Origin of the sequence: Streptomyces sp. CA-288835 (assembly GCF_050936385.1) — a bacterium.
GTDB lineage: Bacteria > Actinomycetota > Actinomycetes > Streptomycetales > Streptomycetaceae > Streptomyces.
On record NZ_JBNJMW010000001.1, the window covers coordinates 5,551,376 to 5,573,427 of the forward strand.

Below are 22,052 nucleotides of genomic sequence, written 5' to 3' on the forward strand. Positions count from 1 at the left end.
GGAGGGAACCGGGCGCACCCGGCCGGGTCAACGGGCCGGGCGGGCCTACACGGCCATTCCGTACACGATGGTGAACAGCGTGCCCAGTGAGCCGATGATGAAGACCCCGGTGAGGCCCGCGATGATGAGGCCCTTGCCCTGTTCCGCGCTGAAGGTGTCGCGCAGGGCCGTCGCGCCGATACGCTGCTTGGCCGCGCCCCAGATCGCGATGCCGAGGCAGAGCAGGATGGCGACCGCCATCACGACTTCGATCATCACTCGAGCTTCGTTGCCCAAGTCGCCGAACGGGCCCCAGTCCGGGGCGATTCCGCCGATGATCGTGGTGATGTCGCCCTCTTCGGCTGCGAAGAACATGTAAGTCACCGCCCCTTGTGGGTAGTTCCGTATCCCCTGCCTCCGCGCAGAGGTCAGGCATCATTGTCGCCGACGATGACGCTGTCGTATGTCGACTTGGCGTCATTGATTGGCGGGTTTCGTACGTACCGCTTGCCGCCGGCCCTCGGGAACCGCTGCGGTGCGTGGGACGGTAGGCAAGTAGTAGTACAGTCACTCTGTGTATCACGGCAGGTCACGCCGGGCAATGAAGTAGTTCCGGAACCTGCTGTGTGGTTCCGTCGTCGACCCCCTCTACGCGGCGGTCGACTACTCCGCCCCGCCTTCGTGAGTCCGCTCACGTCCCATGTGCGCCGGTCCGTCGAGACGATGCCCTCTGGGTCGTTGCGTCTCCTGGTGTGTAGACGCCGCCCGTTCCGGCTTCGCGAAGGCTATCTCGATGTGGCGGTGGGGGAGCTGTCGGGGTGTCAGGAGTGGGGCTCCGGGGCAGGGTCTGCGGTCCGGGCCGTCCACGGTGTCAGCTCGGGGCGTTTGGCCGTACGTCCGTCTCCCGAGGAGCGGCCCCTCAGGCGCCGCCATAGCCAGGGGCCGAGGAAGCCCATCGCCCAGCGTGTGTCGGCGGTCAGGGTGCGTAGGGCGGGGACGGGGGCTAGCGGTGGCAGCGGGGCGTACCAGTCCTCGTGGCCCGGCAGGCCGAGGGTGTGGGCCATGCCCTCGGCGATGCGGGTGTGGCCGAGTGGGCTTGCGTGGATGCGGTCCTGGCTCCAGAGGCGGGGGTCGGTGGTGACCGGGTGTGGGAACACGTCCAGGACGGCTACTCCGTGACGGTCGGCGGCTGCGCGTAGGCGGGCGTTGAGGTCGAGTACGCGGGGGAGTGCGCGGCGCGTGAGGGGGGAAAGCTTGCCCATGTCGGGGTACGTGACGGTGGCTACCTGGGCGCCTGCCTCGGTGAGTCTCGCGAACATCTCCTCTATGTCTGCCATGACTCGGTCGGCGTTGAAGCTGGGGCGTAGCACGTCGTTCATGCCGGCCACCACGGTTGCCAGGTCTGGCTTGAGTGCCAGGGCTGGGGCGAGTTGTTCCGCCTTGATGTCGGCGGTCACTTTTCCGCGTACGGCGAGATTGGCGTACGTGAGGTCTGGCTGGCCTTCCGCCAGGAGTTCTGCGAGGCGGTCGGCCCAGCCTCGGTACCCGATTGCCTCGTCGCCGTCGCCGATGCCCTCGGTTTGGCTGTCGCCGATGGCTACGTATCTCGTGTACGGGTGCGTGGTCATGGAGTTGAGCGTGGGGCTCGGGTTTGGCTGGCGTCAATGTGACGTTCGCTGTGCGGTTCGCTGGTGGGGGTTTCTTTCCCCAGTCCCGCCCCTTCCCGAAACTGGGGCTGCGCCCCAGGCCCCCCGCCAGGGGGTGGTCGGTGACACTGCGTGTCGCGGCTGCGGGTTTGATGTGGCTTGTCGCGCAGTTCCCCGCGCCCCTTACGGGGCGTTGTGGCTGGGCGCGCCCACGCGGCGGAGCCGCAAATAGATACAGCCCCGCGCCCTAAAGGGGCGTCGCCCCGCGGCGGAGCCGCAAATGTCACAGCCTCGCGCCCCTGGAAGAGCAGAAGCCTGCGACTTTCCCGCGTCCCTTACGGGGCGTACCCGTCGGGAAGTGACCGGCGGCGGAACTCCCGTGGGGAGAGGCCGAATTCGCTTTTGAAGACTCTGCCGAAGTAACTCGGGTCGGTGATGCCCCAGCGGGCCGCCACGGCATACGCCGGGACATCGGCCAGGGCGGGATCGGCCAGGTCCTGGCGGATTCGGCTCAGGCGCCGTTGCCGGATGTGGTCGCCGAGTGTTTCCCCTCGATGCTGGAACAGGGCGTGCAAGGAGCGGACCGAGATGTGGTGGGCGGCGGCGATCCGGGCGGGCGAGAGTTCCTCGGTCAGGTGCCGGTCGATGTGTTCCAGGACGCGCAGCAGCCGGTGCGCGTGCGCAGGGGGCGTGTGCCGGCCTGCGTACTCGCGGACGAGGGTCCGGAGGACGCCGGTCACGTGCTCGCCCATCTCCCCTTTCGACAGCGGTCCGAGGCGATGACCGCGGTCGGCGAGTTCGACGAGCATTGAGGAGAGGATCCGGCCGCCGGGGGAAGACGTGAGCTCCTGGGCGACCATCGCGTCGGGGGTCTGCCGCAGGAGCGTGCTCGTGCCCGGATCGAGTCTCATCAGGAACCAGCGGTAGTCGCGACCGAGGTCGAGACGGAACCGACGCCCGCCGCCGTAGAGGACGAAGTCGCCCGGGGACAGGGCGCATTGGCGGCCGTTCTGTTCGATCGTCACCTCTCCGGCCAGAAGCACCCCGACCAGGGAGTCGATTCCCACAGGGGAGACCGACGCGTGCGGCACGACCTGCGCCCGCTGCTCGCCGGCGATGTCACACGTGGTGATCGCGCCGAACCGCTCCGCCCGCAGCTCGGCGGCCCAGGGCGTCGCCGTCTTGACCAGTACGGCGTCGGACGCCCTGGCGCGGTCGTCGGAGACGGGGTCCAGGTAGCCGGAGACGAGCGTGCCGTCCGTCCGGGCTTCGAGAGGCATCGGTTCCTCCTCTGCACTCCAGCACCAGAAGCGTGCGCTCTGGTGACAGCACGGCGGCGGGAATTGGCCGATAGTCCCACTCATCCCCGGTCCGCGGAAGTGGAAGGACGTCACCGCGTGGACGTACTCCTGGCCATCATCACGCTCTTCGGCCTCTACGGGCTCACCACCCTCGGCATGGCCGTGATCTTCGCGGCGACCCGGGTGGTGAACCTCGCGCAGGGCGACCTCATCATGGTGGGCGCCTACACGGCGGCGGTCCTCACGGGCCCGGCGTTCGGCTGGCGCGTGACCCTCGCCCTGGTGGCGAGTGCACCGCTGTTGCTGCTGATCGAACGGCTGCTGCTGCGGCGTCCCCTCGCGGACGGGCTGGCGACCATGCTCGTGACCTGGGGTGTCGGCATGGCGTTGCGGCAGGCGGCGGAGCTGTGGTTCACCTCCACCTCCCGGTCGGTCGATGCGCCGGTCGGCGGCACGGTGACGGTCCTGGGCACGCCCTATCCGGCGTACCGGCTGGTGTGCGGCCTGATCGCGGTCGCGGTCATCGGTCTTGTGCTGCTCGCCGCCTACCGCACGGACTGGGGCCTGACCCTGCGCGCGGTGGCCGACAACCCGGCCATGGCGGCGCTGCTGGGCACCGACCCGCGACGGCTGCGCACCATCGCGTTCATCCTCGGCGGGCTGCTGGCCGTGCTGGCGGGAGCGCTGTACAGCCCGCTGCTCGCGGTGAATCCGACCATGGGCTTCGGCCTGCTGGTCCCCGTCTTCTTCGGTCTGCTGCTCAGCCGCCCCGGCGCGCTCGGGACGGCGGCGGGTGCCGCCCTGGCCATCGCCGCGCTGTCGGTGCTGCTGCGCACCTGGCTGACCGACGTGCTGGCCGAGGTCTTCTTCTACCTGATCGTCGTCGCGGTCGCGGCGCTGCGCTCGCGTCCCTGGATTCGGAGGTACATGTCATGGCTCACACGCGTTCGCGTGCCGGCGCGGGCATCCTGACCGCCGCCGCTCTGCTGGCGGTGACCGGCTGCGGTGGTTCGGCGATCTCGGACACCGGGAGCGAGGGGGACGGACCCTTGAAAGTCGGCCTGATCGTGCCGCTGACCGGGCCCGTCTCCTCGACCGGCAAGGCCCTGCGCAACGCCTTCGAACTGGGCGTCGAGAAGGTCAACGAGGACGGTGGCGTGAACGGCGCGGACGTCGAGTTCGTCGTCGTCGACGACGGGGGCGACCCGGCCACGTCCACCCAGCTGGCTCGCAGGCTCGTCCAGCGGGAAAAGGTGTCGATGCTGTTCGGCACGATCACCGGGGACACGGCCGAGGCCGTGACCAAGGTCGCCGATGACGCGAAGGTCCCGTTCGGGACGGCGATCCTCGGCGACACCGGGCAGTGCCATCCCTACGCGTGGGGGTTCGGCGAGAGCACGCGCCAGCTGCTCACCCCGACCATCCCCGCGCTGCTGGAGAAGTACGGGAAGAGGGTCGCCGTCGTCGGCTCCGACTACAACTTCCCGCACTACTACTTGCGCGTCGCCAAGGAGCAGGTGAAACGCGCCGGCGGCTCGGTCGTCGCCGAGGAGTTCAGCCCGATCGGGCAGACCGACTGGCAGCCGGTGATCAAGCGGCTCAAGGCCGCGAAGCCGGATGTGCTGCTGGCCATGGTCGTCGGTTCCGACGCGGTGTCGTTCAGCCAGCAGGCCAAGCAGTTCGGTCTGCTCAGCCCACAACTCGGCTACGACGGCGCTCCGTTGGACAGCGATTACTACCCCGCCCTCAACGCCTTGGTGGACGGTCGTACGCACACCGTGCGCTGGACCGACCGGCTGGACGACCCGGACAGCCGCGCCTTCGTGGCCGACTACCGGAAGGCGTACAAGTTCAAAGGCCCGATGCCCGAGGTGGCGGGCAACGCGTACTTCGGCATCCAGTTCTTCCTGGCCGCCGCCAAGAAGGCCGAGAGCGCCGACGGTGAGGCGATCAACACCGAGATCGGGCGGCTGACCTTCGACTCGCCGCTCGGCGAGAACACCCGCTTCTCGGCGGCCAATCACATCCTGCAGGCCGACATGTTCCAGGCGACGATCAAGCCGGGTGGAGCGTACGAGGTCAGCCGCGAGCTCGGTCGTTTCGCCGACACCACGCCCATGCCGGGGTGCTCATGATCAGCCCTGGCCATAACACCGACGGGCGCGGCGACGAGCAGGTCAAGGTGCTGTCGGCACCGTCCGCGCGCGGTGTACGCCGTCGGCTCCCGGCCGCGCCTCTCGGACGTAGCGCCCGAGTCGGACCTAGCGCCCGAGTCGGACGTAGCGCCCGAGTGGGGCCGGCGGTGCGCTTCGCGCTGCTGCTCGTGCTGCTGGCGGCGGCTCCGTTCGGGCTGAGCGCCTTCGCGGTGGCCACCCTGACGCTGGGCCTGTGCAACGGGCTGTTCGCTTACGGCCTGGACCTTTCCTGGGGGCGGGCGGGGCTGCTCAGCGTGGGTCACGCGTCCTTCTTCGGGCTCGGTGCCTACGCCGTCGCGCTCAGCCAGGAGCACGGCTGGCCGCTTGCCGTCCTGCTGGCGGCGGCTTTGGCGGCGGCCGTGGGCATCGCGGTGCTGGTGGTCCGGATCGGGCTGGCGTCCCGTGTGCCCGACGCGCCGCTCATCCTGCTGACGATCGGAGTGGGCCTGCTGCTCCAGCACGCGGCGAACAGCCTCACGGATCTGACCGGCGGGACCAACGGGCTGTCGGTGAGCGGCCGGGGAGTGGTCTCCGCCTACTACCTGACGCTCGTGGTGGTGGCCGCCGTGGTGGCCGTCACCAGCGTGACGGTGGTCCGCAGCCGGTTCGGCGCGCGGCTGATCGCTGCGTCCCGCAACCCCGAGCGCGCCGCCCAGGCCGGCATCGACCCGGTGCGCGTGCGGACCGCGGCGTTCGCTGTCGGGGCGGCCGTGTCGGCGGTCGCGGGCGCCTTGTACGCGCCCGCCGCCGGGCTGGTGTCACCGCAGGTCTTCGGGCTCGCCCTGTCGACCAGCGTGCTGGTCTGGCTCGCACTGGGCGGACGGGAGTCGACCGTGGGCCCGTTCCTCGGCGCCATCCTGATCACGGCGGGCGCTCAGATGCTCGGCAGTACGTGGCAGGGCTGGTACGTTCTCGCGCTCGCCGCCCTGTTCGTTCTGGTCGTACAGGTCGCCCCGGCGGGTCTGGCGGGGCTGGCCCGCCCATGGGCACGCGGCCCGGCGGTGAAGCTGCCCCCGGCTGCGGCGGCGCCACGGCACCGTGCTGACGACACGGCCCGCGAGGGAGCCGCCCTCGCGCTGACGGGGATCCGCAAGTCCTTCGGCCCGGTGGACGTGCTGTGCGGCGTGGACCTCACGGTCGAGGACGGCCGAACCGTCTGCCTGATCGGCCCCAACGGCGCGGGCAAGAGCACCCTGCTCGCCGTCGTCGCGGGCCAACTCGCCCCCGACGCGGGCGAGGTGCGGATCTTCGGCGCGGACGCCACCGCGCTCCCGGTCCAGGACCGCGTACGCCTGGGCGTGGGCCGGATGTTCCAGATCCCCAGCGTCCTGACGGCGCTGTCTCCGGCCGACAACATCCGGCTGGCCCGCCTGGACGCGCCACGGCATGTCGAGCTGCCCGCCGAGTACGACGACCTGGCCGGCGACGAGACTCGTGAGGCCGGGGCCCTGCCGCTGGCCGACCGGCGCCGGCTGGAGCTGGCCATGGTGCTGGCCGGAGCGCCCCGGCTGATGCTGCTCGACGAACCCGCGGCCGGGCTGGGACCCGACGACGCCCGCGCGCTCGTCCACGAGCTGAAGCAGGTCTCCCGGCGTACGGGATGCGCACTGGTCGTCGTCGAACACGACATGGCGATCGTCCGGGAGCTGGCCGACGACGTCGTCGTCCTGCACGAGGGTCAGGTGATCGCCCATGGGTCGATGGACGAGATCGCCGCCGACCCGGCGGTGCGTCAGGCCTACCTGGGGGTGAGCTGATGATGCTGGAACTGGAGGGACTTGGCGGCGGGTACGGTCAGGCCGCCGTCGTCCGCGATGTGACCCTGCGGGTCGCCGAGGGCGAGCGGATCGCCCTGCTGGGACGCAACGGCACCGGCAAGACCACCCTGCTGCGCACCGTCTTCGGGCTGGCCGACCGGCAGGGCGGCGAGGTGCGTCTGGCGGGACGCCCCGTGCCGCGCGGCCGCCCAGACCTGCTCGCGCGCCGCGGCGCCGCACTGATGCCCGAGGACCGGGGAGTGTTCCCCACCCTCACCGTCGCGGAGAACCTCCGCCTGGCCACGCGCCGGGGCTTCGTCCCCGCGGTCGATCCCCACGAGATCTTCCCCCTGCTGACCGAACGCCGCCGGCAGCCCGCCGGAACGCTGTCCGGCGGGCAGAAACAGCAGCTCGGCATCGCCCGGTCGATCCTGTCCGGGCAGTCGCTGATCGTCGTGGACGAGCTCACCCAGGGTCTGCAGCCGTCGTTCGTCCAGCAGGTCCTGGAGGCGATGACCCGTATCGCCGCCACCGGAGTGGCAGTGGTGATGGTCGACCAGCATGCCGGGCTCCTTCTCGAGCGCTGCGACCGCGCGATCGTCATGCAGACGGGCCGGGTCGTTTTCGACGGCACGAGCAGCACGGACAACCGCGAGGAGCTCGACCGGCTGCTCGCCGTCGCCTGACTCCCTGCCCCGCCACTTCTCCGCCACTCCCTTCCCTCAACTCCCCCCAAATGGCTACAGGTTGGAGCCCCCATGGACCCGTTCGACTCCGCCGTGCGTCTGGCAGAGGCGGTACGCGAGCGCGAGCTGAGCCCCGTCGAGATCGCCGACACCTATCTGGAGCGCATCGAGCGGTTCGATCCTGAGATCGGAGCGTTCGTCTGGCGCAACGACGAGGAGGTCCGCGAAGCCGCGCTGAAGGCCGAGCGGGCGGTGATGGAGGGCGGGGGACTGCCCGCCTTCCACGGGGTGCCCATACCCATCAAGGACGTGAACCTGGTCGCCGGGCAGCCCGCCACGTTCGGCAGCCTCGGGTGTGACGACACGCCTCGCACGGTCACCGACCCGGTCGTGACCAGGTTCCTGGACGCCGGCTTCCTGCTGATGGGCAGGACGAGCACCCCGGACATGGGCATGCTGACGGCTGCGGAGAGTTCCCGCTACGGCATCACCCGCAACCCCTGGAACACCGAGTACTCGCCGGGAGGATCGAGCGGCGGTGCCGCGGCGGCCGTCGCCGCGGGGCTCGCGCCCGTCGCCCACGCCAACGACGGCGGAGGCTCGATCCGTATGCCCTCCTCGTGCTGCGGGCTGGTCGGGCTCAAGCCGAGCCGCGGCCGGGTACCGCAGTACCTGGCGGCCTGGGAGCACGCCGCGGTCGAGGGAGCGATCACCCGGACGGTGCAGGACGCGGCGGCACTGCTGGATGTCATGAGCGTGCCGGACAGCCTGGTCATGTACGGTGCGCCCGCGCCGGAGCGGCCGTTCTCCGAGGAAGTGGGGCGGGAGTCCGCACCGCTGCGGGTGGGCCTGCTGCTGGAGGCGCCCACCGGAGTTCCGGTGGACCCGGTGTGCGTGGCGGCGGCCGAGCGGACCGGAAAGCTGCTGGAGTCGCTCGGCCACGCGGTCTTCCCGGTGTCGCCGCGCTTCTTCAGCGAGGAGACGGGCCTCGGGTACGCGCAGACCGTCCTGGACGCGGCACTGTGGACCGCGCCCTACGACCGGCCGGAGCTGGCCGAACCGCATCTGCGGTTCCGGATGGAGCGCGCCAAGACGCGCCACGCGGGCGAGTACACACGGATGGCCGCGCTTCTGCAGCAGGAGGCCGTGGAGGTCCGGGCCCAGTGGGGCCGCGACTTCGACGTGCTGCTCACCCCGACCCTGGCCTGCCCGCCCCCGCCGGCCGGAGCCTGCCTGGCCGAGGCCAACGCCGATCCCGGCGGGTTCCGGATGACCGAGAACCAGATGATCTCGTTCACCTCCGTCTGCAACATCACCGGTCTGCCCGCCATCTCACTGCCGGTCCACACCTCGCCCGACGGTCTGCCCATCGGCAGCCAGCTGATCGGCGGTCCCTGGGACGAGGCGACACTCCTGCGGCTGGCCTCCGCCCTTGAAGAGCCGGCCGACTGGACCGTGCGCCGTCCGCCGGGCTTCGAGTGACCTTGGCCTGGTCCGAGTCGTAGGCCATCTTTTCTCAGCCCGTGCTTATATAAGTGTGCAGTGATACAGTGCTCCGTATGCACGCGTTCGATGTGCTCGGAGATCCCGTACGGCGGCGGATTCTTGAGCTTCTCGCCGAGGGGGAGATGAGCTCGGGGGAGGTCAGCGAGGTCATCCGGCGGGAGTTCGGGATATCGCAGCCTGGGGTCTCGCAGCATCTCAAGGTGCTGCGGGAGAACGGGTTCGCCACCGTGCGGGCGGAAGGCACCCGGCGGCTCTACGCGGTGAACTCGGAGCCGCTTCGTGACATCGACGCGTGGCTGGACCGGTTCCGGCGGTTCTGGACCCCGCCGCTCGAGGCCCTGGCCACCGAGCTCGCCCGGGGCAAGCGCGGGCGGCGGCTCCGCGAAGCCGGCGAGGACGGGGGCGCAGAAGACCACGTACCTCCTCCAAGGAGCAAGCCATGATCGATGTCACCCAGCAGATCAATGCCGTACGGCGCCAGGTCGGCAAGCGTGTGTTCAAGGCCGGCGAGGCGCGCGTCGTGACCATCAGTCAGACGTACGACTCGGACATCGAGGACGTCTGGGACGCGTGTACCAACGCCGAGCGCATCCCGCGCTGGCTCATGCCCGTCTCCGGCGAGCTGAGGCTGGGCGGCCAGTACCAGCTGCACGGCAACGCGCACGGCACGATCGAGCGCTGCGATCCGCCCAAGGGCTTCGCCGCCACTTGGGAGTTCGAGCAGAGCGTCACCTGGATCGAGCTGCGGCTCACGCCGGAGGCGGAGGGGCGGACGCGTTTCGAGGTCGACCACATCGCCCACGTCGACGACGACACGAAGTGGCCGGAGTACGGGCCCGGTGCGGTCGGTGTCGGCTGGGACCTGATGGTCATGGGCCTGTATCTGCATCTGTCCTCCGGTCGCCCTGTGGATCACGAGGTGGCGGAGGCCTGGGTCATGTCCGACGAGGGCAAGCGCTTCGTCGAGCTGAGCAGCGAGGGCTGGTACGAGGCGAATGTGGCCTCCGGCGAGGACCCGGATACGGCTCGGGCGGCGGCGGACGCGACGACTGCCGCGTACACCGGGGCGGAGGCGCCGCCGGAGTCCTGAAGCGGGGAGGGGCGGCGGTAGATGAAAGAACCTTCATCGAAGGCGCGGGGGCGATTCATCAAGGGCGGGCACCGTCGTGCGCATGCCTCTGCCTATACCTCCTGAGCAGTCTTCTCTGCCGCTGCCTTCGGCGTCCGAGCCTGTGCCTTTGGCGGGCGGTGCCTCCGACGGCGTACCGGATCTGCGTCTGCTGACCGGTCCCGATGCCGGTGAGCTGTTGGCGGCGGCCCTTGAGCCGGCCGGCCGGCAGTTGCTGACCTGGCGCGTCGAGAACGTCGACCATCAGCCCGGGGACAGTTGTACCGCTGTGTATCGGGTGCAGGTCCGGGGGTCCGACGGGCGTACCGATGAGGAGCGGATCGGTGCCCGTGCCGGGCGTTTGCCGCGCGGGGCGACGGTGTTGGAGGACGGGGTCAACCGGGTCGCTGTGTGGCGTTTCCCGTACGACCCGTGGCTGCCTGCCCTTCCTTCGGCCTGCGATTCGGGGGCGCTCGCGCGGTTGCTGGAGGACGTCGGTTGTGGGGGTGGTCCGGTTCGGTATCGGGTGCGTGCGTACCGGCCCGGGCGTCGGGCCGTCGTCGAGGTGACCGGTTCGTACGGGCGGCTGTTCATCAAGGTCGTACGTCCGAGCCGTGTCGACGCCCTGCATCGGCGGCACCGTCTGCTCACCGAGGCCGGTGTGCCCGCGCCGGCCAGCCTCGGTTTTACGCCGGACGGGCTGGTCGTCCTTCAGGCTCTGCCCGGTCGAACGTTGCGGGAGGTGCTGCGTGGGGGCGGTGGCGGTGGCCGCGCGCCGTCCGCGGAGGCGGTGCTTGGCCTGCTCGACCGGTTGCCGCCCGAACTGGCTTCGGGGGCGGCTCGGCCCTCGTGGGCTGCCAAGGCTCCGCATTACGCGGCTGTTGTCGGGGCTGCGGTGCCTGAACTGGCGGCTCAGGCGAGGGAGTTGGCTGAGGAGGTGACGGTGGGCGTCGGCTCCGGGCCTGTCGTCGCTGTGCATGGTGACCTGTACGAGAGTCAGCTGCTTGTGGAGGGCGGGCGGATCAGCGGGCTGTTGGACGTGGACACTGCGGGGCCCGGTGAACGTGTCGATGACCTGGGCTGTCTTCTCGGGCATCTGTCCGTTCTCGCCCAGATCGACCGGGAGCGGGCCGATGCCATCAATCGGTTGGGCGCCGCTTATCTGACGGCGTTTGCGGGACTGGTGGACCCCGTCGAGCTGCGGCGTCGTACTGCTGCCGTGGTGCTGTCGCTTGCCACCGGTCCGCATCGGGTGCAGGAAGCGGGGTGGCAGGCGGCTACGCGTGCCCGGCTGGACCTGGCTATGCGCTGGCTGCATCCCGGATGAGGGGTGGGGTCGTTCGATCCCCGGATGAGGGGGCCTTCACGTTCGGATGAGGGGTCTTTCACGGGCGGCCCATGAAGGCTTCATCGCCGGGGCCGAACTTGGAAGCAGAGCCCGAACCGCTCAGGGGCGGGCACCCAGGAAGGAACACCATCATGCGGATCACCAGACCGTGGCGCATAGCCGTTGCCGGTGTCGGCGCCACCGCAGTACTCGCCGGACTGGGCGGCGCGGCGGCAGCCACCGACCGCGGCATCGACCTGCACGACAAGTCCGACGCAGTGAGTGTCAGCACGCAGCTCGGGGACGATGACGGCCGCGACGATGATGGTCGTGGGGACGACGGCCGCGATGATGACGGCCGTGGCGACGACGCCGACGACTCGTCGGGGTCCGCGGACTCGTCGGCCGGGTCTCCGGCTTCCCGTGACGGCTCGCCGGAGTCCGCGGACAGCCCGCTCGCCTCGCCGTTCGACTCGGCGGACTCGCCCAACGCGCCTGGTGGTGGAGCGGACTCGGGCAGCAGCCCGGAGGGTTCCTCGGCTGACAGTCCGGCTGGTAACTCGGCCGACAGCCCGTCCGGCTCGTCCGCCGACAGCCCGTCCGCCGCCTCCGGCGACAGCCCGAACGCGCCCGTGAAGCCCGCCGCGCCCAAGCCGGTTGCGGACGACTCGGCCGACTCTCCTGCCGCTCCGGCACCCGGTAGCGCGGACTCCGGCAACAGCGCGGCCAGTGCCGCGAGCGTCTCCTCCGCGAACTCTGCCGGTTCGGCCGGCTCGGCGGATTCCGTGGACTGATCCTGGTCCTTCCGCACTCCCTCCCCTCTACCGCGGGCCCGGACGCGACGGCGACAGAGCCGTTCCGCCCGGGCCCATTGCCATGCGTACGTGCCTGACCTCAGATGCGGCCGACGGAGACGACGTTGCGGCACCGAGCCGCTGACCGCAGGTCAACGTACGTATGCGAACGCGTAGTTCCACGGAAGTCCCCGGGGCCGGCGGATGGGAGGCTCGCCCGAAAGCGTGGAGGCTTCCATGATCGGCTGCTGTTCGCAGGACGGGTGGCAGCTGCTGCTCTACCCGGCGCTGCTGTGGGTCCTATTCGGCCCCCTCATCATGCTCGGCATGGGGGTGTGGTGCGCCCGTATTCCTGGCCGGGCGCCACGCCTGTGGTCGGTCCTGTTACCGCTGGCGCCGGTCGTGTCCTCGTCGACCTTGATGGTCATGACGGTCCGGGACCAGCCGACGTGCACGGAAGACCTTCTGGTCTACTTTGCCGTTTACGTTCTGGGCATCACGGCGCTGCCCTGGCTGCTCGGCTACGGCACCACGCGCGCGACGGACGCCCTTCGCACCCGCCGCAAAGCGTCGGGCCGAGGGTGATTGGAAGCTTTGGGACACCAGATGAGCGGCCAGGGCGTCCCAAACCTTCCACTCACTCGGGTTGGCTGGCCCATGCCACCTGGCCTTTGCGGGCAGGCGGTGCAACAACGGAAGCCGCGGTGAGACGGACTCCGCGAATGCCCGTTTCCTCGTCGCGTAGGGATGTTGTTGGCGAATCCCGGCGGCAGTATGAGCGCATCGCCCGACGCTCCCGGACTCTCGGTATGCAGTCGCGGGAATGTGACAGTCTGCCGCCCACCTGTCACATTCCCGCGACAGACCACCTGGCCGGAGAGGATTCGCCAACAGCAACCCTCGTAACGTAGGGCCATGGCTGCAGAGGAAGTCGGGAGCGAGATTCGGTTCAAGTCGTCCCGCATCTTTCGAATGTGGCGTTACGGAGTGGGCCACTCCCAGTTGCTGCTACGTGCGGCCCCGAGCGGAGCTGAGCCCCGCTGTGCCGACCTGCACTTTGACGGCGTCGCCGCTGTCCAGCTCGGGATCCGGTACGTCGCCCCCGAGGTGCTGCTCGCCACAGAGCGCGAGCGCGCGGAACTGGAGGCATTGGCTCAGTCAGGTGCAGGCGTACGCCACATCGCCCTCGCCTTGCGAACCGAGGCCGGCACCGGCCTGGTGCTGTGCAGAGGAGTCCGTGCCCTGCTGGGCGGAACGGATCCCTTCGGGGAGCTCGAGGGCGGCGAGGTGCTGTGGAGTTACCGCGCCTGATCTGTGGCCAGGGAAATGGGGATGCGGGGTCAGGAGACTGGCTCGTTGCGCCAGATCTCGTCTACCACTACGTAGCGGCCCATTCCTACTTGCCGCCTGATCCGTTCATTGAAGCGGTCATGGCTGGGCGGGTGGCTCCTGAGGTCGGCTCGCGCGGATGAGGCTCGGGGCTCGACCTATGGTGCGCTGTTTTCCGCGTCTTCGATGCCCTCCACGAAATGGTCGAACTCGCCTGCCTGTACGCCTAGTACGAAGGCGTCCCACTTGCGACGGTTGGTTGTGACGACGTTTTCCGGGTCGCTTGTTTCGCGGATGTAGACGGGGGATTCGGCGTCGTCTCCCTCGCCGAAGGCGATTTCGATCCAGGGGCCGGGGCCTTCGGCGTCGTCGGGTGCGGCGCGGACCCAGTCGAGGTTCGGGGGGATGTCAGCCACGGTGGGTTTCCTTGGGGGATTTGAGGGTGGTGAGGAGGGTGGAGAAGGTGGTTGGGGTGGTCTTGAGTATCGCTTGGGTGGGATCGCTGCTTTCGGTGAGATGGAGCGTTCCTGCACTTGCGGCGACGTGTACGCAGGAGTCGCCCTCGGAGCAGTAGGTCGACTTCTGCCAGGCGTACGCACTCATGGGTGCTCCCTTATAGGTCGTGGATGACGGCGAGGATCAAGTCTCGGGTCTTGTCGGGTGGAAGAGCGACGGCATCGAGGCGCTCGAAGAGGATGCGGTACTTGCGTAGTTGGGCCTCGGCATCCAGGAATTTGAGGCCGTGGGACTGGTCCAGGTGGACCGTGTCGAGTTCTGGCACTGGGCCGTGTGCGTAGTAGATGGACTGGCCTGAGCCGGGGTAAGCGCCGGCGTCGAAGGTGATCGCGCGCAAGGTGATGTGCTCCCGCTCGCTTGCGTCGAGTAGATGCTTGAGCTGCTGGCGGGACACTGACGAGCCGCCGACCTTCATCCGCAGTGCTGCCTCGTGGATGATCGCCTCGTACGGAGTGGGGTCATCCCTGTAGAGCACGGCCTGGCGCTTCACGCGGAACGAGATGCGGTGCTCGATGTCCGGCGGGGAAAGTTCCGTGACGCCTTGGCGGAAGATCTCGCGGGCGTGGTCGACGGTCTGGAGCAGGCCGGGGATGCGTGCCGTGACGGTGGTGCGCAACGACTGGGCGTGATGCTCCAGTTCGGCGAGGTCGAGTAGCGGGCTCGGCAGGATCTCGCGGTACTGCTCCCACCAGCCGCGCCTGCGGTCGCCGGTCATCGCGACGATGGCTTCGATCAGTGCCTTGTCCGAGCACTCGTACTGGCAGGCCATGGTGCGTACGCGCTCAGGGCTCACGCCCGCCCGTCCGGCCTCCATGTTGCTGATCTGGTTCTGCTTGACGCCAAGCAGTTGACCGGCCTCGGTGGCATTCAGCCCTGCGCGCTCTCGAAGCTTGCGCAGCTCAACGCCCAAGCGGAGTTGACGACCCGTCGGGTTGCTTCTCACGGGCTTGGTCCGCCTCCTCGTTGCGGGTCACCCACACGGGTGGTGTATCACGGATTTAAGAGGAATCGTGTAATGCGTTACACGGATGCCGCTAGCTTATAACTCGGCGCCTCCGCCCAGAAGCACCCCGCTCGACGGAGCGGCCGCGGTCACTGGGCAACGTAACCAACCCACTTCCCAAACCACCCAACTTCCCTCCGAATCAGGAGACTTCCGATGGCAACCGTATCTCCGCCCTGGTCCTACACACTCCAACTCCCGCACGATCCACGCGCACCGGGTATCGCCCGTGCAACCCTCCGTACGGTCCTGGTCGCACACGACCTCACCGAACTCACCCCAACCGCCGAGCTGTTGGCCTCCGAGCTCCTCACCAACGCTCACCTGCACACCAAGGGCCCGTACGCCCTCCGGCTCCGATCGAGCGAACCCCACGGGCTCTACGTCGCCGTATGGGATTCCGACCCGAGACTCCCGCCCGGCTTCGGCGACGCGACCTACGTGCCGCCGGAAGCCGCCCCAGAAGCTGAAAACGGCCGTGGCCTGCACCTTGTACGGGCCTGCGCCGACGCGTGGGGGGCCTCCGTGCCGCCCGAGCTGGGCGGCTCCGAGGAAGGCAAGCTGCTGTGGGCCGAGTGTCAGTGCAATGCCTTACGGTGATTGCACGTAATCGGAGCGTGAACGGGGATGGCATGGCACAGCTTGAGGAGCGGCTCACGAGGGCTGCGTGCACACGTGCGGGCCGTGAAGCCGAGGCGATGGAGGGGGCCGGACAGTACGGTGAATACGACGCCGAGCGGGACGTCGGACCTCCCATCGACCCCGCTCGCGCAGCCGCAGACGTGGAGGGACGGAGGCAGCGAGCCATGTCGGTATCGCCGGGTGCCTGGATGTACCCGCGCCCTCGCCCGGGGAATCTGCGTGAGATCGCCGAGAAGATCGAGGACGCTACGGGTCTGCGCGTGCAGATTGTGGGAGGAAAGCTCGTGATGTCCCCTACTCCGCGTGGAAAGCACGCGGGTGCGGTGGTGAGGATGCGTCGGCAGCTCGAAGCGCTGCTGCCGGACGGGCTGGGGGCGTATGAGATGTCCTCGATCGCGCTGCCGGAAGACCCGGACGACTATGTGACGCCGGATCTGATCGTCCTGCCCAAGGAGTGGGAGGAGGACGATGACTGGCTTGCCGACCCGGAGGACACCGTGTTCGCCGTTGAGGTCATCTCGCAGTCCGAGAAGTCCCGCGAGATCAGGGACAAGGCCGACTGGTACGCGGTCGCGCGCGTGCGTGTTCTCCTCGTCATCGACCCCCGCAAGGGCACCTGGGCCCTGCACACCCGTCCGGACAACGGCGCCTATCAGGACGTGTTGCCCGGCAAGTTCGGGGAGCCGGTGCCGCTTCCCGCGCCTCTCGGGTTCGAAGTCGCCACGGATCGCTTCCCTTTGTACGGGGATTCGCCACGTGCCGGGCGGAGGACTGGCTTGTAGGAGGCGGCCGGCACGTGGCGAGGTCTGGTGCTCTGCCGGCCGGTGGGCGGGCGGTGATCATTCCGTGGTGGGGCGCCCGCCTCTACACTGACGGTCGGCGGACTAGGACTACCGTGCGGCGAGGGGCGGTTGACGGTGCGTAAGGCGTGGGTCGCGGGGATCGCCGTCACGGGGACGGGGCTCAGCTTCGTCATGCTGCTCGTTGTCGGGGTCTACATGACCGCGGGGAACCTTGCCAACGGGGTAGGGAAGGGCGCCGTCGGGCTCGCCAAGGGGGCTGTGCCGGGGGCGTATCAGGCGCTGGTGCAGAAGTGGGGGAATCTGTGCCCGGCCATCAACCCGGCGTTGCTGGCGGCGCAGTTGTATCAGGAGAGCGGGTTCAATCCGAAGGCGCAGAGTCCGGCCGCCGCGCAGGGGATAGCTCAGTTCATTCCGGGGACCTGGGCCACGCATGGGCTTGACGGGGACGGTGACGGTGATCGCGACGTATGGGATCCGAATGACGCGATTCCGTCGGCCGCTTCGTACGACTGCAAGCTCGCCTCGTATGTGAAGGACGCGCCCGGCGACCCGACGAAGAACATGCTCGCCGCGTACAACGCGGGGGCGTACGCCGTCATCAAGTACGGGGGCGTGCCGCCGTACAAGGAGACGCAGAACTACGTCCAGACGATCACCACGCTCCAGGACAGCTTTGCCGCGCCCGTCGGTCGCGTGCAGCCCTCGCAGCAGGCGGCCGGGGCGATCGGGTACGCGCAGAAGAAGCTCGGGACGCTGTATCTGTGGGGCGGGAACGGTACCGCTGACCAGGGCGGACGCTTCGACTGTTCGGGGCTGACCAAGGCCGCGTACGAGAGTGTGGGGATCGAGCTGCCTCGGGTCGCCAACGATCAGTACAACGCCGGGCCGCACCCGAAGCGTGAGGAACTGCTGCCGGGCGATCTGGTGTTCTTCTCGGACGACCTCACCAATTCCCGGGCCATCCGGCATGTGGGCATTTACGTGGGCGGCGGATACATGATCAACGCGCCGCGGCCGGGTGCCGTGATCCGGTTCGACCCGATCGATACGCCCGACTACTTCGGGGCGACCAGGGTCACCGAAGATGGCGCGAAGGCGTTGCCCACTCCCGTGTGATCTGGCCGAATCCTTCTGTTACTGGCTGTTACAGTCGCTCTCTCGCCCAGCCTCTGAGCTGCGAGAACGTATCTCTCTTCGATAACGTCTGCGTGATCATTCGGTGGACTGTGGAACGTAGAGGAGGGGACCATGCGTTCCATGGACGTACGCCTGACTAGAGCGACCAGCGACTAGCGATGGATGTACGACGTAGCCGATCACGGGGGTAGATGGCTCGGCGCATCGGACAGGTGCGCTCGAATTGCACGAATTGCACGACGAAAGATCATGACGAAGGGGCCGCTGCACCATGGCTGGACTCGCCGAATCCGGGTCGAACCCCGACGTCGACTTGCTCTACGACATCAACGGACTGGCCAAGGACGCCCCCGGCTGGTTCGACGGGATCATGAGGTTCGTGGGTGAGTGGGGGATCCTGCTCGCCATGGTCCTGCTGGTGCTCGGGTGCTGGTGGACCGTACGGCGACGGGGTGGCGAGGACGCCGCCGCCTCCGTGGCCGCGCTGATCTGGGCGCCGCTCGCGGCCGGTATCGCGGTGCTGGTGAACGTGCCGATACGGGGCGTTGTGGAGCGGCCGCGGCCCTTCCGCGAGCACGAAGGACTCGAGGTCCTCATCGGGGGCAAGACCGACTACTCGTTCGTGAGCGATCACGCGACGCTCGTCATGGCGCTGGCTGTCGGGCTGTTCATGGCGAACCGGAAGTTCGGGCTGCTGGGGCTCGGGCTTGCGCTGCTCGAGGGGTTCCTCCGGGTCTATATGGGCGTGCACTACCCGACCGACGTCATCGGCGGGTTCGCCCTGGGGACGGCCGTCGTGCTGCTGCTCTCGCCGCTCGCCATGGCGTTGCTGACGCCGGTGACGCGGGCCGCGGAGCGGTCGGCTCGGGCGGGGTGGGTGATCCGGGCTCGCGGCAACTCCCCTGATGAGGACGACGATGAGGGGGATGAGCAGGCGATATCCGGGGCCGACGCCGAGGCTGACCTTGAGGCCGATGCGGAGGAACGGGACCTCGCCGCATAGGACGGCATACGCGCCTTGCGCCCCCGTCCCGCCACCGATCCCGCCCCAGCGACCCGCACCGCCCTACAGCGCCTGCGGGTAAGCAAAGAAGCCGTCCGGGTCGTAGCGCCTCTTCAGCTTCTCCAGCCGGTTCGCCGCCGGTCCGTAGTACGCCTTGCGCCAGTCCCTGAGCGTCGAGTCCGTGTAGTTCTGGTACGCCGCTCCCGACGCGTGGCGCCTCATCGCGGCGTGGGCTTCGCCCAGCCACGACTGGGCCGCCGTGCCCGAGGTTCCCGCGCGCCAGGACGCGATGTACTGGGCCAGCAGGCGGGAGCGGCGGTGCACGAAGGCCGTTGCCGTGGGGGCCACGCGGTTGATCTCGCCGCCGAGCGCCGTCAGTTGGACGGTGCCGGCTCCGCCCCGTACCGACTCGATCTGGTTCAGCAGCGTCTGGATGCCCGTCGTCGAGATCGCGCGGTCGAAGAAGTCCGAGCGGGCCGCGTACGTCTCGCGGCTCAGCGCGCCCTCGGGGGAGCGCCCGGGGGTAGTACCGGGCAGATGGCACTGGGCGTCGGAGGAGAAGGACGAGCAGCCCGCGTACACCTCCATCGACTCCTCGTACGTACGGCGCTGAAGGGCGGCGTTGCTGGGCTGGACGCTGATGCGGTCGGCCAGGCGGTCCACCGCGTTCTGCAGCTCGCCCTGGGTGCCGAGGGAGAAGGCGGTGATCGAGATGGTCGGGGCGGCGCCGGCCGTGTTCGCGAGGTGGAGCGAGGACCAGATCTCGTCGGGCTGGTCCGGGCCCCACTCCTGCCAGGCCGCGAGCACGGCTGCGGCCCGGGACCAGGGCCAGGTCAGGTTCGCGGTGACCGCCTGCGGGGCCGGGTGGGTGCGGAAACGCAGCTCGGTGACGACGCCGAAGTTGCCGTTGCCCGCGCCGCGCAGCGCCCAGAAGAGGTCCTTGTTGTCGCCGGCGTCGGCGGTCAGCTCCTTGCCGTCGGCGGTGATCAGCGTGGCCTGGGTGAGGCTGTCGCAGGTCAGGCCGTACGCGCGGGAGACCACACCGTGGCCGCCGCCGAGCGTGAGGCCCGAGACGCCGACACTCGGGCAGGAGCCGGCCGGGATCGTGACGCCCTTCGCGGTGAGCGCGCGGTAGACGTCGATCAGCTTGGCGCCCGCGCCGATGACCGCCTCGTTGCCCGAGGCCCGGACCTTGGCGATCTTCGATACGTCGACGATGAGGCGGCCGTTGCCCGAGGACCAGCCGGCGTAGGAGTGGCCGCCGTTGCGGATGGCGACGGGGACCTTGCGGGCACGGGCGTACGCCAGTGCCGTACGGACGTCCTCGGCGTGGGAGACGTACGCGACGGCCGTCGGCTTCAGCGAGTCGAACCGCGTGTTGTAGAGCTGGCGGGCGGCTGCCCAGGCCTCGTCGCCCGGGCGGACCAGGCTGCCGTCCAGGTCCTTCGCGAGGCCCGCGAGGTTGGCCGCGGCCGGCCCGCTCTGCGTCTTGATCGGCGTACTTGACGTGGGCGCCCCCTCGGTGGACTGCGGCTTGGACCCGCTGCCGCTGCACCCTGCGGTGACCGCGGCGGCGAGGGCCGCGGTGCCTCCGCCTACGAACGTACGCCGTCGCATGGCTGCCTCCCGTTGTTTCACGTGGAACGAGACGGGCTTGCGGAGTCGAGGGTTCCATCTCCTGCCGGTGAGTGGGAGGTGAGCGAGACTTGGGGAGATGGTCGGTGAGGGCCGGGCGCCTGCCCTATACGTTGACCAGGAAGCAGGGAGGTGCGGAAACCCTCACGTGTTCTCCCCGTGAGCATTCCGTGACCTCACCGCACTGACGGCAGGGGTTCACCTTCCGTTCACTCACGGCCATCGGCCGCTTCACCTCTTCTGCCTAATTTCGGCCTTACGCGGTGCGTTGTGCGAGCTGAGGTTCGCTCACGTATCACTCGAATTCGGCAGGTGCGTGCCTGAACCGGTACGTATCGGCATGTACGACGTTGGCAAGTTACAGACGGCAGCCTCGTGCGGACGAGAGGCTGCACCACGACTTCGCACGCCGCCTTTGAGGCGGCTCCTGGAAGGAACTCCCGAAAGTGAAGCTTCAGCGCAAGAACCGGCTTCGCGCCCTTTCCCTCGGTGCTGTCGCCGTCTCCAGCGCCCTGGCCCTGACGGCGTGCGGCTCCGACGACACCGGCGGCAACACCGGCGGCAGTGGCGGCGAAACCGCTGCGGAAAGCAACATCAAGTGTGACGACACCAAGGGGCAGCAGCTGCTCGCCGATGGTTCGTCCGCGCAGAAGAACGCGATCGAGGCCTGGGTCAAGCAGTTCTCGCCCGCCTGCGGGGTGGAGATCAACTACAAGGCCGGCGGCTCGGGTGCCGGTGTCACGGCGTTCACTCAGGGGCAGGTCGCCTTCGCGGGTTCCGACTCCGCGCTGAAGCCCGAAGAGGTCGCCGCCTCCAAGAAGCAGTGCGAGGGCGGCCAGGGCATCAACCTCCCGATGGTCGGCGGCCCGATCGCGGTCGGCTACAAGCTCTCCGGCGTGGACAACCTGGTCCTGGATGCCGAGACCCTGGCCAAGATCTTCAACGACGAGATCAAGGCGTGGAACGACCCGGCGATCGCGAAGCTGAACCCCGACGCGAAGCTGCCCTCCACCAAGATCCAGGCCTTCCACCGCTCGGACGAGTCCGGCACCACGGACAACTTCACCAAGTACCTCAAGGAAGCGGCCCCCGACGTCTGGGGCAAGTACGAGGGCGGTAAGGCCTGGGAGGCCCCGGGCGGCCAGTCCGCTCCGCAGTCCTCCGGTGTCGCCGCGCAGGTGAAGCAGACCGAGGGCGCGATCGGCTACATGGAGCTGTCGTACGCCAAGGAAGGCATGAACACGGTCGACCTCGACACGGGCGCGGGCGCGCCGGTCGAGGCCACCATCGCCAACGCCAGCAAGGCCATCGCCGCCGCCAAGCAGGTCGGCACCGGCAAGGACCTGGCGCTGGAGCTGGACTACGCGACCAAGGCCGAGGGTGCCTACCCGATCATCCTGGTCACGTACGAGATCGTCTGCGACAAGGGAAACAAGGCCGACACCCTGCCCGCCACCAAGGCGTTCCTGCGCTACATGGCGAGCGAGGACGGCCAGAAGATCCTCGAAGAGAACGACTACGCGCCGATCCCCCCGGAGATCATCGCCAAGGTCCGTACGACCGTCGAGGGTCTGAGCTGACCTGAGTGCGGCCCGGCCCCGTTGTGACCGGGCCGGGCCGCACTTTCCGGTGCACCGCCGCCAGGAGCCGCTCACCACGGACGGCTCCGCAGACCGGAGAACCCG

Annotated in this window: 23 protein-coding genes; 16 read left to right on the forward strand and 7 right to left on the reverse strand. The window is 69.0% G+C overall.

All coding sequences use genetic code 11. The features are described 5' to 3' along the window. Positions 1–45: 45 nt before the first annotated feature. The 3 genes from ACQEVY_RS25085 to ACQEVY_RS25095 form a co-directional block, all read right to left on the reverse strand. A complete protein-coding gene (locus tag ACQEVY_RS25085) occupies positions 46–354 on the reverse strand; it encodes a hypothetical protein (protein ID WP_033328619.1) in 309 nt (102 codons plus the stop codon). A 446-nt stretch (positions 355–800) separates the two neighbouring features. Beyond that, the gene (locus ACQEVY_RS25090) at positions 801–1,607 is read right to left on the reverse strand and encodes an SGNH/GDSL hydrolase family protein (protein WP_432951708.1); all 807 of its coding nucleotides are present in this window, start codon (positions 1,605–1,607) and stop codon (positions 801–803) included. A 353-nt stretch (positions 1,608–1,960) separates the two neighbouring features. Continuing rightward, positions 1,961–2,905, reverse strand: coding sequence for a helix-turn-helix domain-containing protein (locus ACQEVY_RS25095; protein ID WP_432951709.1), 945 nt, complete (start codon positions 2,903–2,905; stop codon positions 1,961–1,963). Between the two features lie 117 nt (positions 2,906–3,022). On the opposite strand from ACQEVY_RS25095, the gene ACQEVY_RS25100 reads away from it, so the two are divergent. From ACQEVY_RS25100 to ACQEVY_RS25150, 11 genes are all read left to right on the forward strand, one after another. Beyond that, positions 3,023–3,898 (forward strand): branched-chain amino acid ABC transporter permease, encoded by an 876-nt coding sequence (locus ACQEVY_RS25100; protein ID WP_432951710.1) that lies wholly within the window; start codon positions 3,023–3,025, stop codon positions 3,896–3,898. After that, positions 3,859–5,061 (forward strand): ABC transporter substrate-binding protein, encoded by a 1,203-nt coding sequence (locus ACQEVY_RS25105; RefSeq protein ID WP_432951711.1) that lies wholly within the window; start codon positions 3,859–3,861, stop codon positions 5,059–5,061. Before ACQEVY_RS25100 ends, ACQEVY_RS25105 begins: the two co-directional genes overlap by 40 nt. A gap of 167 nt (positions 5,062–5,228) precedes the next feature. After that, entirely contained in the window at positions 5,229–6,878 is a 1,650-nt protein-coding gene (locus tag ACQEVY_RS25110; protein ID WP_432951712.1) for a branched-chain amino acid ABC transporter ATP-binding protein/permease, read from the forward strand. Continuing rightward, entirely contained in the window at positions 6,878–7,564 is a 687-nt protein-coding gene (locus ACQEVY_RS25115; protein ID WP_165345185.1) for an ABC transporter ATP-binding protein, read from the forward strand. Before ACQEVY_RS25110 ends, ACQEVY_RS25115 begins: the two co-directional genes overlap by 1 nt. A gap of 72 nt (positions 7,565–7,636) precedes the next feature. Then, complete coding sequence (locus tag ACQEVY_RS25120; protein WP_432951713.1) at positions 7,637–9,046, forward strand: amidase; 1,410 nt, start codon at positions 7,637–7,639, stop codon at positions 9,044–9,046. Positions 9,047–9,123: 77 nt separating this feature from the next. Beyond that, the gene (locus ACQEVY_RS25125) at positions 9,124–9,513 is read left to right on the forward strand and encodes an ArsR/SmtB family transcription factor (RefSeq protein WP_432951714.1); all 390 of its coding nucleotides are present in this window, start codon (positions 9,124–9,126) and stop codon (positions 9,511–9,513) included. Beyond that, entirely contained in the window at positions 9,510–10,160 is a 651-nt protein-coding gene (locus ACQEVY_RS25130; protein ID WP_432951715.1) for an SRPBCC family protein, read from the forward strand. Before ACQEVY_RS25125 ends, ACQEVY_RS25130 begins: the two co-directional genes overlap by 4 nt. Before the next feature lie 82 nt (positions 10,161–10,242). Continuing rightward, positions 10,243–11,505 carry an aminoglycoside phosphotransferase family protein gene (locus ACQEVY_RS25135; RefSeq protein ID WP_432951716.1) on the forward strand — a complete coding sequence of 421 codons (1,263 nt, stop codon included), beginning with the start codon at positions 10,243–10,245 and terminating at the stop codon, positions 11,503–11,505. A gap of 152 nt (positions 11,506–11,657) precedes the next feature. Next, positions 11,658–12,299, forward strand: coding sequence for a hypothetical protein (locus ACQEVY_RS25140; RefSeq protein ID WP_432951717.1), 642 nt, complete (start codon positions 11,658–11,660; stop codon positions 12,297–12,299). Between the two features lie 237 nt (positions 12,300–12,536). Further along, on the forward strand, positions 12,537–12,884 hold the full coding sequence (locus tag ACQEVY_RS25145; protein ID WP_432951718.1) for a hypothetical protein: 348 nt from the start codon (positions 12,537–12,539) through the stop codon (positions 12,882–12,884). 330 nt (positions 12,885–13,214) lie between these two features. Continuing rightward, complete coding sequence (locus tag ACQEVY_RS25150; RefSeq protein WP_432951719.1) at positions 13,215–13,610, forward strand: hypothetical protein; 396 nt, start codon at positions 13,215–13,217, stop codon at positions 13,608–13,610. A gap of 176 nt (positions 13,611–13,786) precedes the next feature. Here the strand turns inward: ACQEVY_RS25150 and ACQEVY_RS25155 are convergent, their stop codons facing one another. Genes ACQEVY_RS25155 through ACQEVY_RS25165 form a run of 3 tightly spaced genes read right to left on the reverse strand, consistent with a single transcriptional unit; the run spans position 13,787 to position 15,087 of the window. After that, complete coding sequence (locus tag ACQEVY_RS25155) at positions 13,787–14,044, reverse strand: DUF397 domain-containing protein (protein WP_432951720.1); 258 nt, start codon at positions 14,042–14,044, stop codon at positions 13,787–13,789. Beyond that, positions 14,037–14,231 carry a DUF397 domain-containing protein gene (locus ACQEVY_RS25160; RefSeq protein ID WP_432951721.1) on the reverse strand — a complete coding sequence of 65 codons (195 nt, stop codon included), beginning with the start codon at positions 14,229–14,231 and terminating at the stop codon, positions 14,037–14,039. The genes ACQEVY_RS25155 and ACQEVY_RS25160 overlap by 8 nt, the downstream gene beginning before the upstream one ends. 10 nt (positions 14,232–14,241) lie before the next feature. Then, positions 14,242–15,087 (reverse strand): helix-turn-helix domain-containing protein, encoded by an 846-nt coding sequence (locus ACQEVY_RS25165; protein WP_432951722.1) that lies wholly within the window; start codon positions 15,085–15,087, stop codon positions 14,242–14,244. Between the two features lie 216 nt (positions 15,088–15,303). Between ACQEVY_RS25165 and ACQEVY_RS25170 the strand changes: the two genes are divergently transcribed. The 4 genes from ACQEVY_RS25170 (at position 15,304) to ACQEVY_RS25185 (ending at position 18,732) form a co-directional block, all read left to right on the forward strand. Then, the gene (locus ACQEVY_RS25170) at positions 15,304–15,747 is read left to right on the forward strand and encodes an ATP-binding protein (RefSeq protein WP_432951723.1); all 444 of its coding nucleotides are present in this window, start codon (positions 15,304–15,306) and stop codon (positions 15,745–15,747) included. Positions 15,748–15,953: 206 nt separating this feature from the next. Then, positions 15,954–16,571 carry a Uma2 family endonuclease gene (locus ACQEVY_RS25175; protein ID WP_432951724.1) on the forward strand — a complete coding sequence of 206 codons (618 nt, stop codon included), beginning with the start codon at positions 15,954–15,956 and terminating at the stop codon, positions 16,569–16,571. Positions 16,572–16,706: 135 nt separating this feature from the next. Further along, a complete protein-coding gene (locus ACQEVY_RS25180) occupies positions 16,707–17,708 on the forward strand; it encodes an NlpC/P60 family protein (protein WP_432951725.1) in 1,002 nt (333 codons plus the stop codon). A 292-nt stretch (positions 17,709–18,000) separates the two neighbouring features. Further along, on the forward strand, positions 18,001–18,732 hold the full coding sequence (locus ACQEVY_RS25185; RefSeq protein WP_432951726.1) for a phosphatase PAP2 family protein: 732 nt from the start codon (positions 18,001–18,003) through the stop codon (positions 18,730–18,732). A 63-nt stretch (positions 18,733–18,795) separates the two neighbouring features. Here the strand turns inward: ACQEVY_RS25185 and ACQEVY_RS25190 are convergent, their stop codons facing one another. Further along, positions 18,796–20,349 carry an FAD-binding oxidoreductase gene (locus tag ACQEVY_RS25190; protein WP_432951727.1) on the reverse strand — a complete coding sequence of 518 codons (1,554 nt, stop codon included), beginning with the start codon at positions 20,347–20,349 and terminating at the stop codon, positions 18,796–18,798. A 464-nt stretch (positions 20,350–20,813) separates the two neighbouring features. Between ACQEVY_RS25190 and pstS the strand changes: the two genes are divergently transcribed. Beyond that, positions 20,814–21,947, forward strand: a complete 1,134-nt coding sequence (gene pstS, locus ACQEVY_RS25195; RefSeq protein ID WP_432951728.1) for a phosphate ABC transporter substrate-binding protein PstS — start codon at positions 20,814–20,816, stop codon at positions 21,945–21,947. The last annotated feature ends 105 nt before the right edge of the window (positions 21,948–22,052 follow it).

Coding starts and splice junctions, on each gene's coding strand:
- ACQEVY_RS25085 (WP_033328619.1), bottom strand. CDS start 354: ATGTTCTTCGCAGCCGAAGAGGGCGACATCACCACGATCATCGGCGGA.
- ACQEVY_RS25090 (WP_432951708.1), bottom strand. CDS start 1,607: ATGACCACGCACCCGTACACGAGATACGTAGCCATCGGCGACAGCCAA.
- ACQEVY_RS25095 (WP_432951709.1), bottom strand. CDS start 2,905: ATGCCTCTCGAAGCCCGGACGGACGGCACGCTCGTCTCCGGCTACCTG.
- ACQEVY_RS25105 (WP_432951711.1), top strand. CDS start 3,859: ATGGCTCACACGCGTTCGCGTGCCGGCGCGGGCATCCTGACCGCCGCC.
- ACQEVY_RS25115 (WP_165345185.1), top strand. CDS start 6,878: ATGATGCTGGAACTGGAGGGACTTGGCGGCGGGTACGGTCAGGCCGCC.
- ACQEVY_RS25120 (WP_432951713.1), top strand. CDS start 7,637: ATGGACCCGTTCGACTCCGCCGTGCGTCTGGCAGAGGCGGTACGCGAG.
- ACQEVY_RS25125 (WP_432951714.1), top strand. CDS start 9,124: ATGCACGCGTTCGATGTGCTCGGAGATCCCGTACGGCGGCGGATTCTT.
- ACQEVY_RS25130 (WP_432951715.1), top strand. CDS start 9,510: ATGATCGATGTCACCCAGCAGATCAATGCCGTACGGCGCCAGGTCGGC.
- ACQEVY_RS25135 (WP_432951716.1), top strand. CDS start 10,243: ATGCCTCTGCCTATACCTCCTGAGCAGTCTTCTCTGCCGCTGCCTTCG.
- ACQEVY_RS25140 (WP_432951717.1), top strand. CDS start 11,658: ATGCGGATCACCAGACCGTGGCGCATAGCCGTTGCCGGTGTCGGCGCC.
- ACQEVY_RS25145 (WP_432951718.1), top strand. CDS start 12,537: ATGATCGGCTGCTGTTCGCAGGACGGGTGGCAGCTGCTGCTCTACCCG.
- ACQEVY_RS25150 (WP_432951719.1), top strand. CDS start 13,215: ATGGCTGCAGAGGAAGTCGGGAGCGAGATTCGGTTCAAGTCGTCCCGC.
- ACQEVY_RS25160 (WP_432951721.1), bottom strand. CDS start 14,231: ATGAGTGCGTACGCCTGGCAGAAGTCGACCTACTGCTCCGAGGGCGAC.
- ACQEVY_RS25170 (WP_432951723.1), top strand. CDS start 15,304: ATGGCAACCGTATCTCCGCCCTGGTCCTACACACTCCAACTCCCGCAC.
- ACQEVY_RS25175 (WP_432951724.1), top strand. CDS start 15,954: ATGTCGGTATCGCCGGGTGCCTGGATGTACCCGCGCCCTCGCCCGGGG.
- ACQEVY_RS25185 (WP_432951726.1), top strand. CDS start 18,001: ATGGCTGGACTCGCCGAATCCGGGTCGAACCCCGACGTCGACTTGCTC.
- ACQEVY_RS25190 (WP_432951727.1), bottom strand. CDS start 20,349: ATGCGACGGCGTACGTTCGTAGGCGGAGGCACCGCGGCCCTCGCCGCC.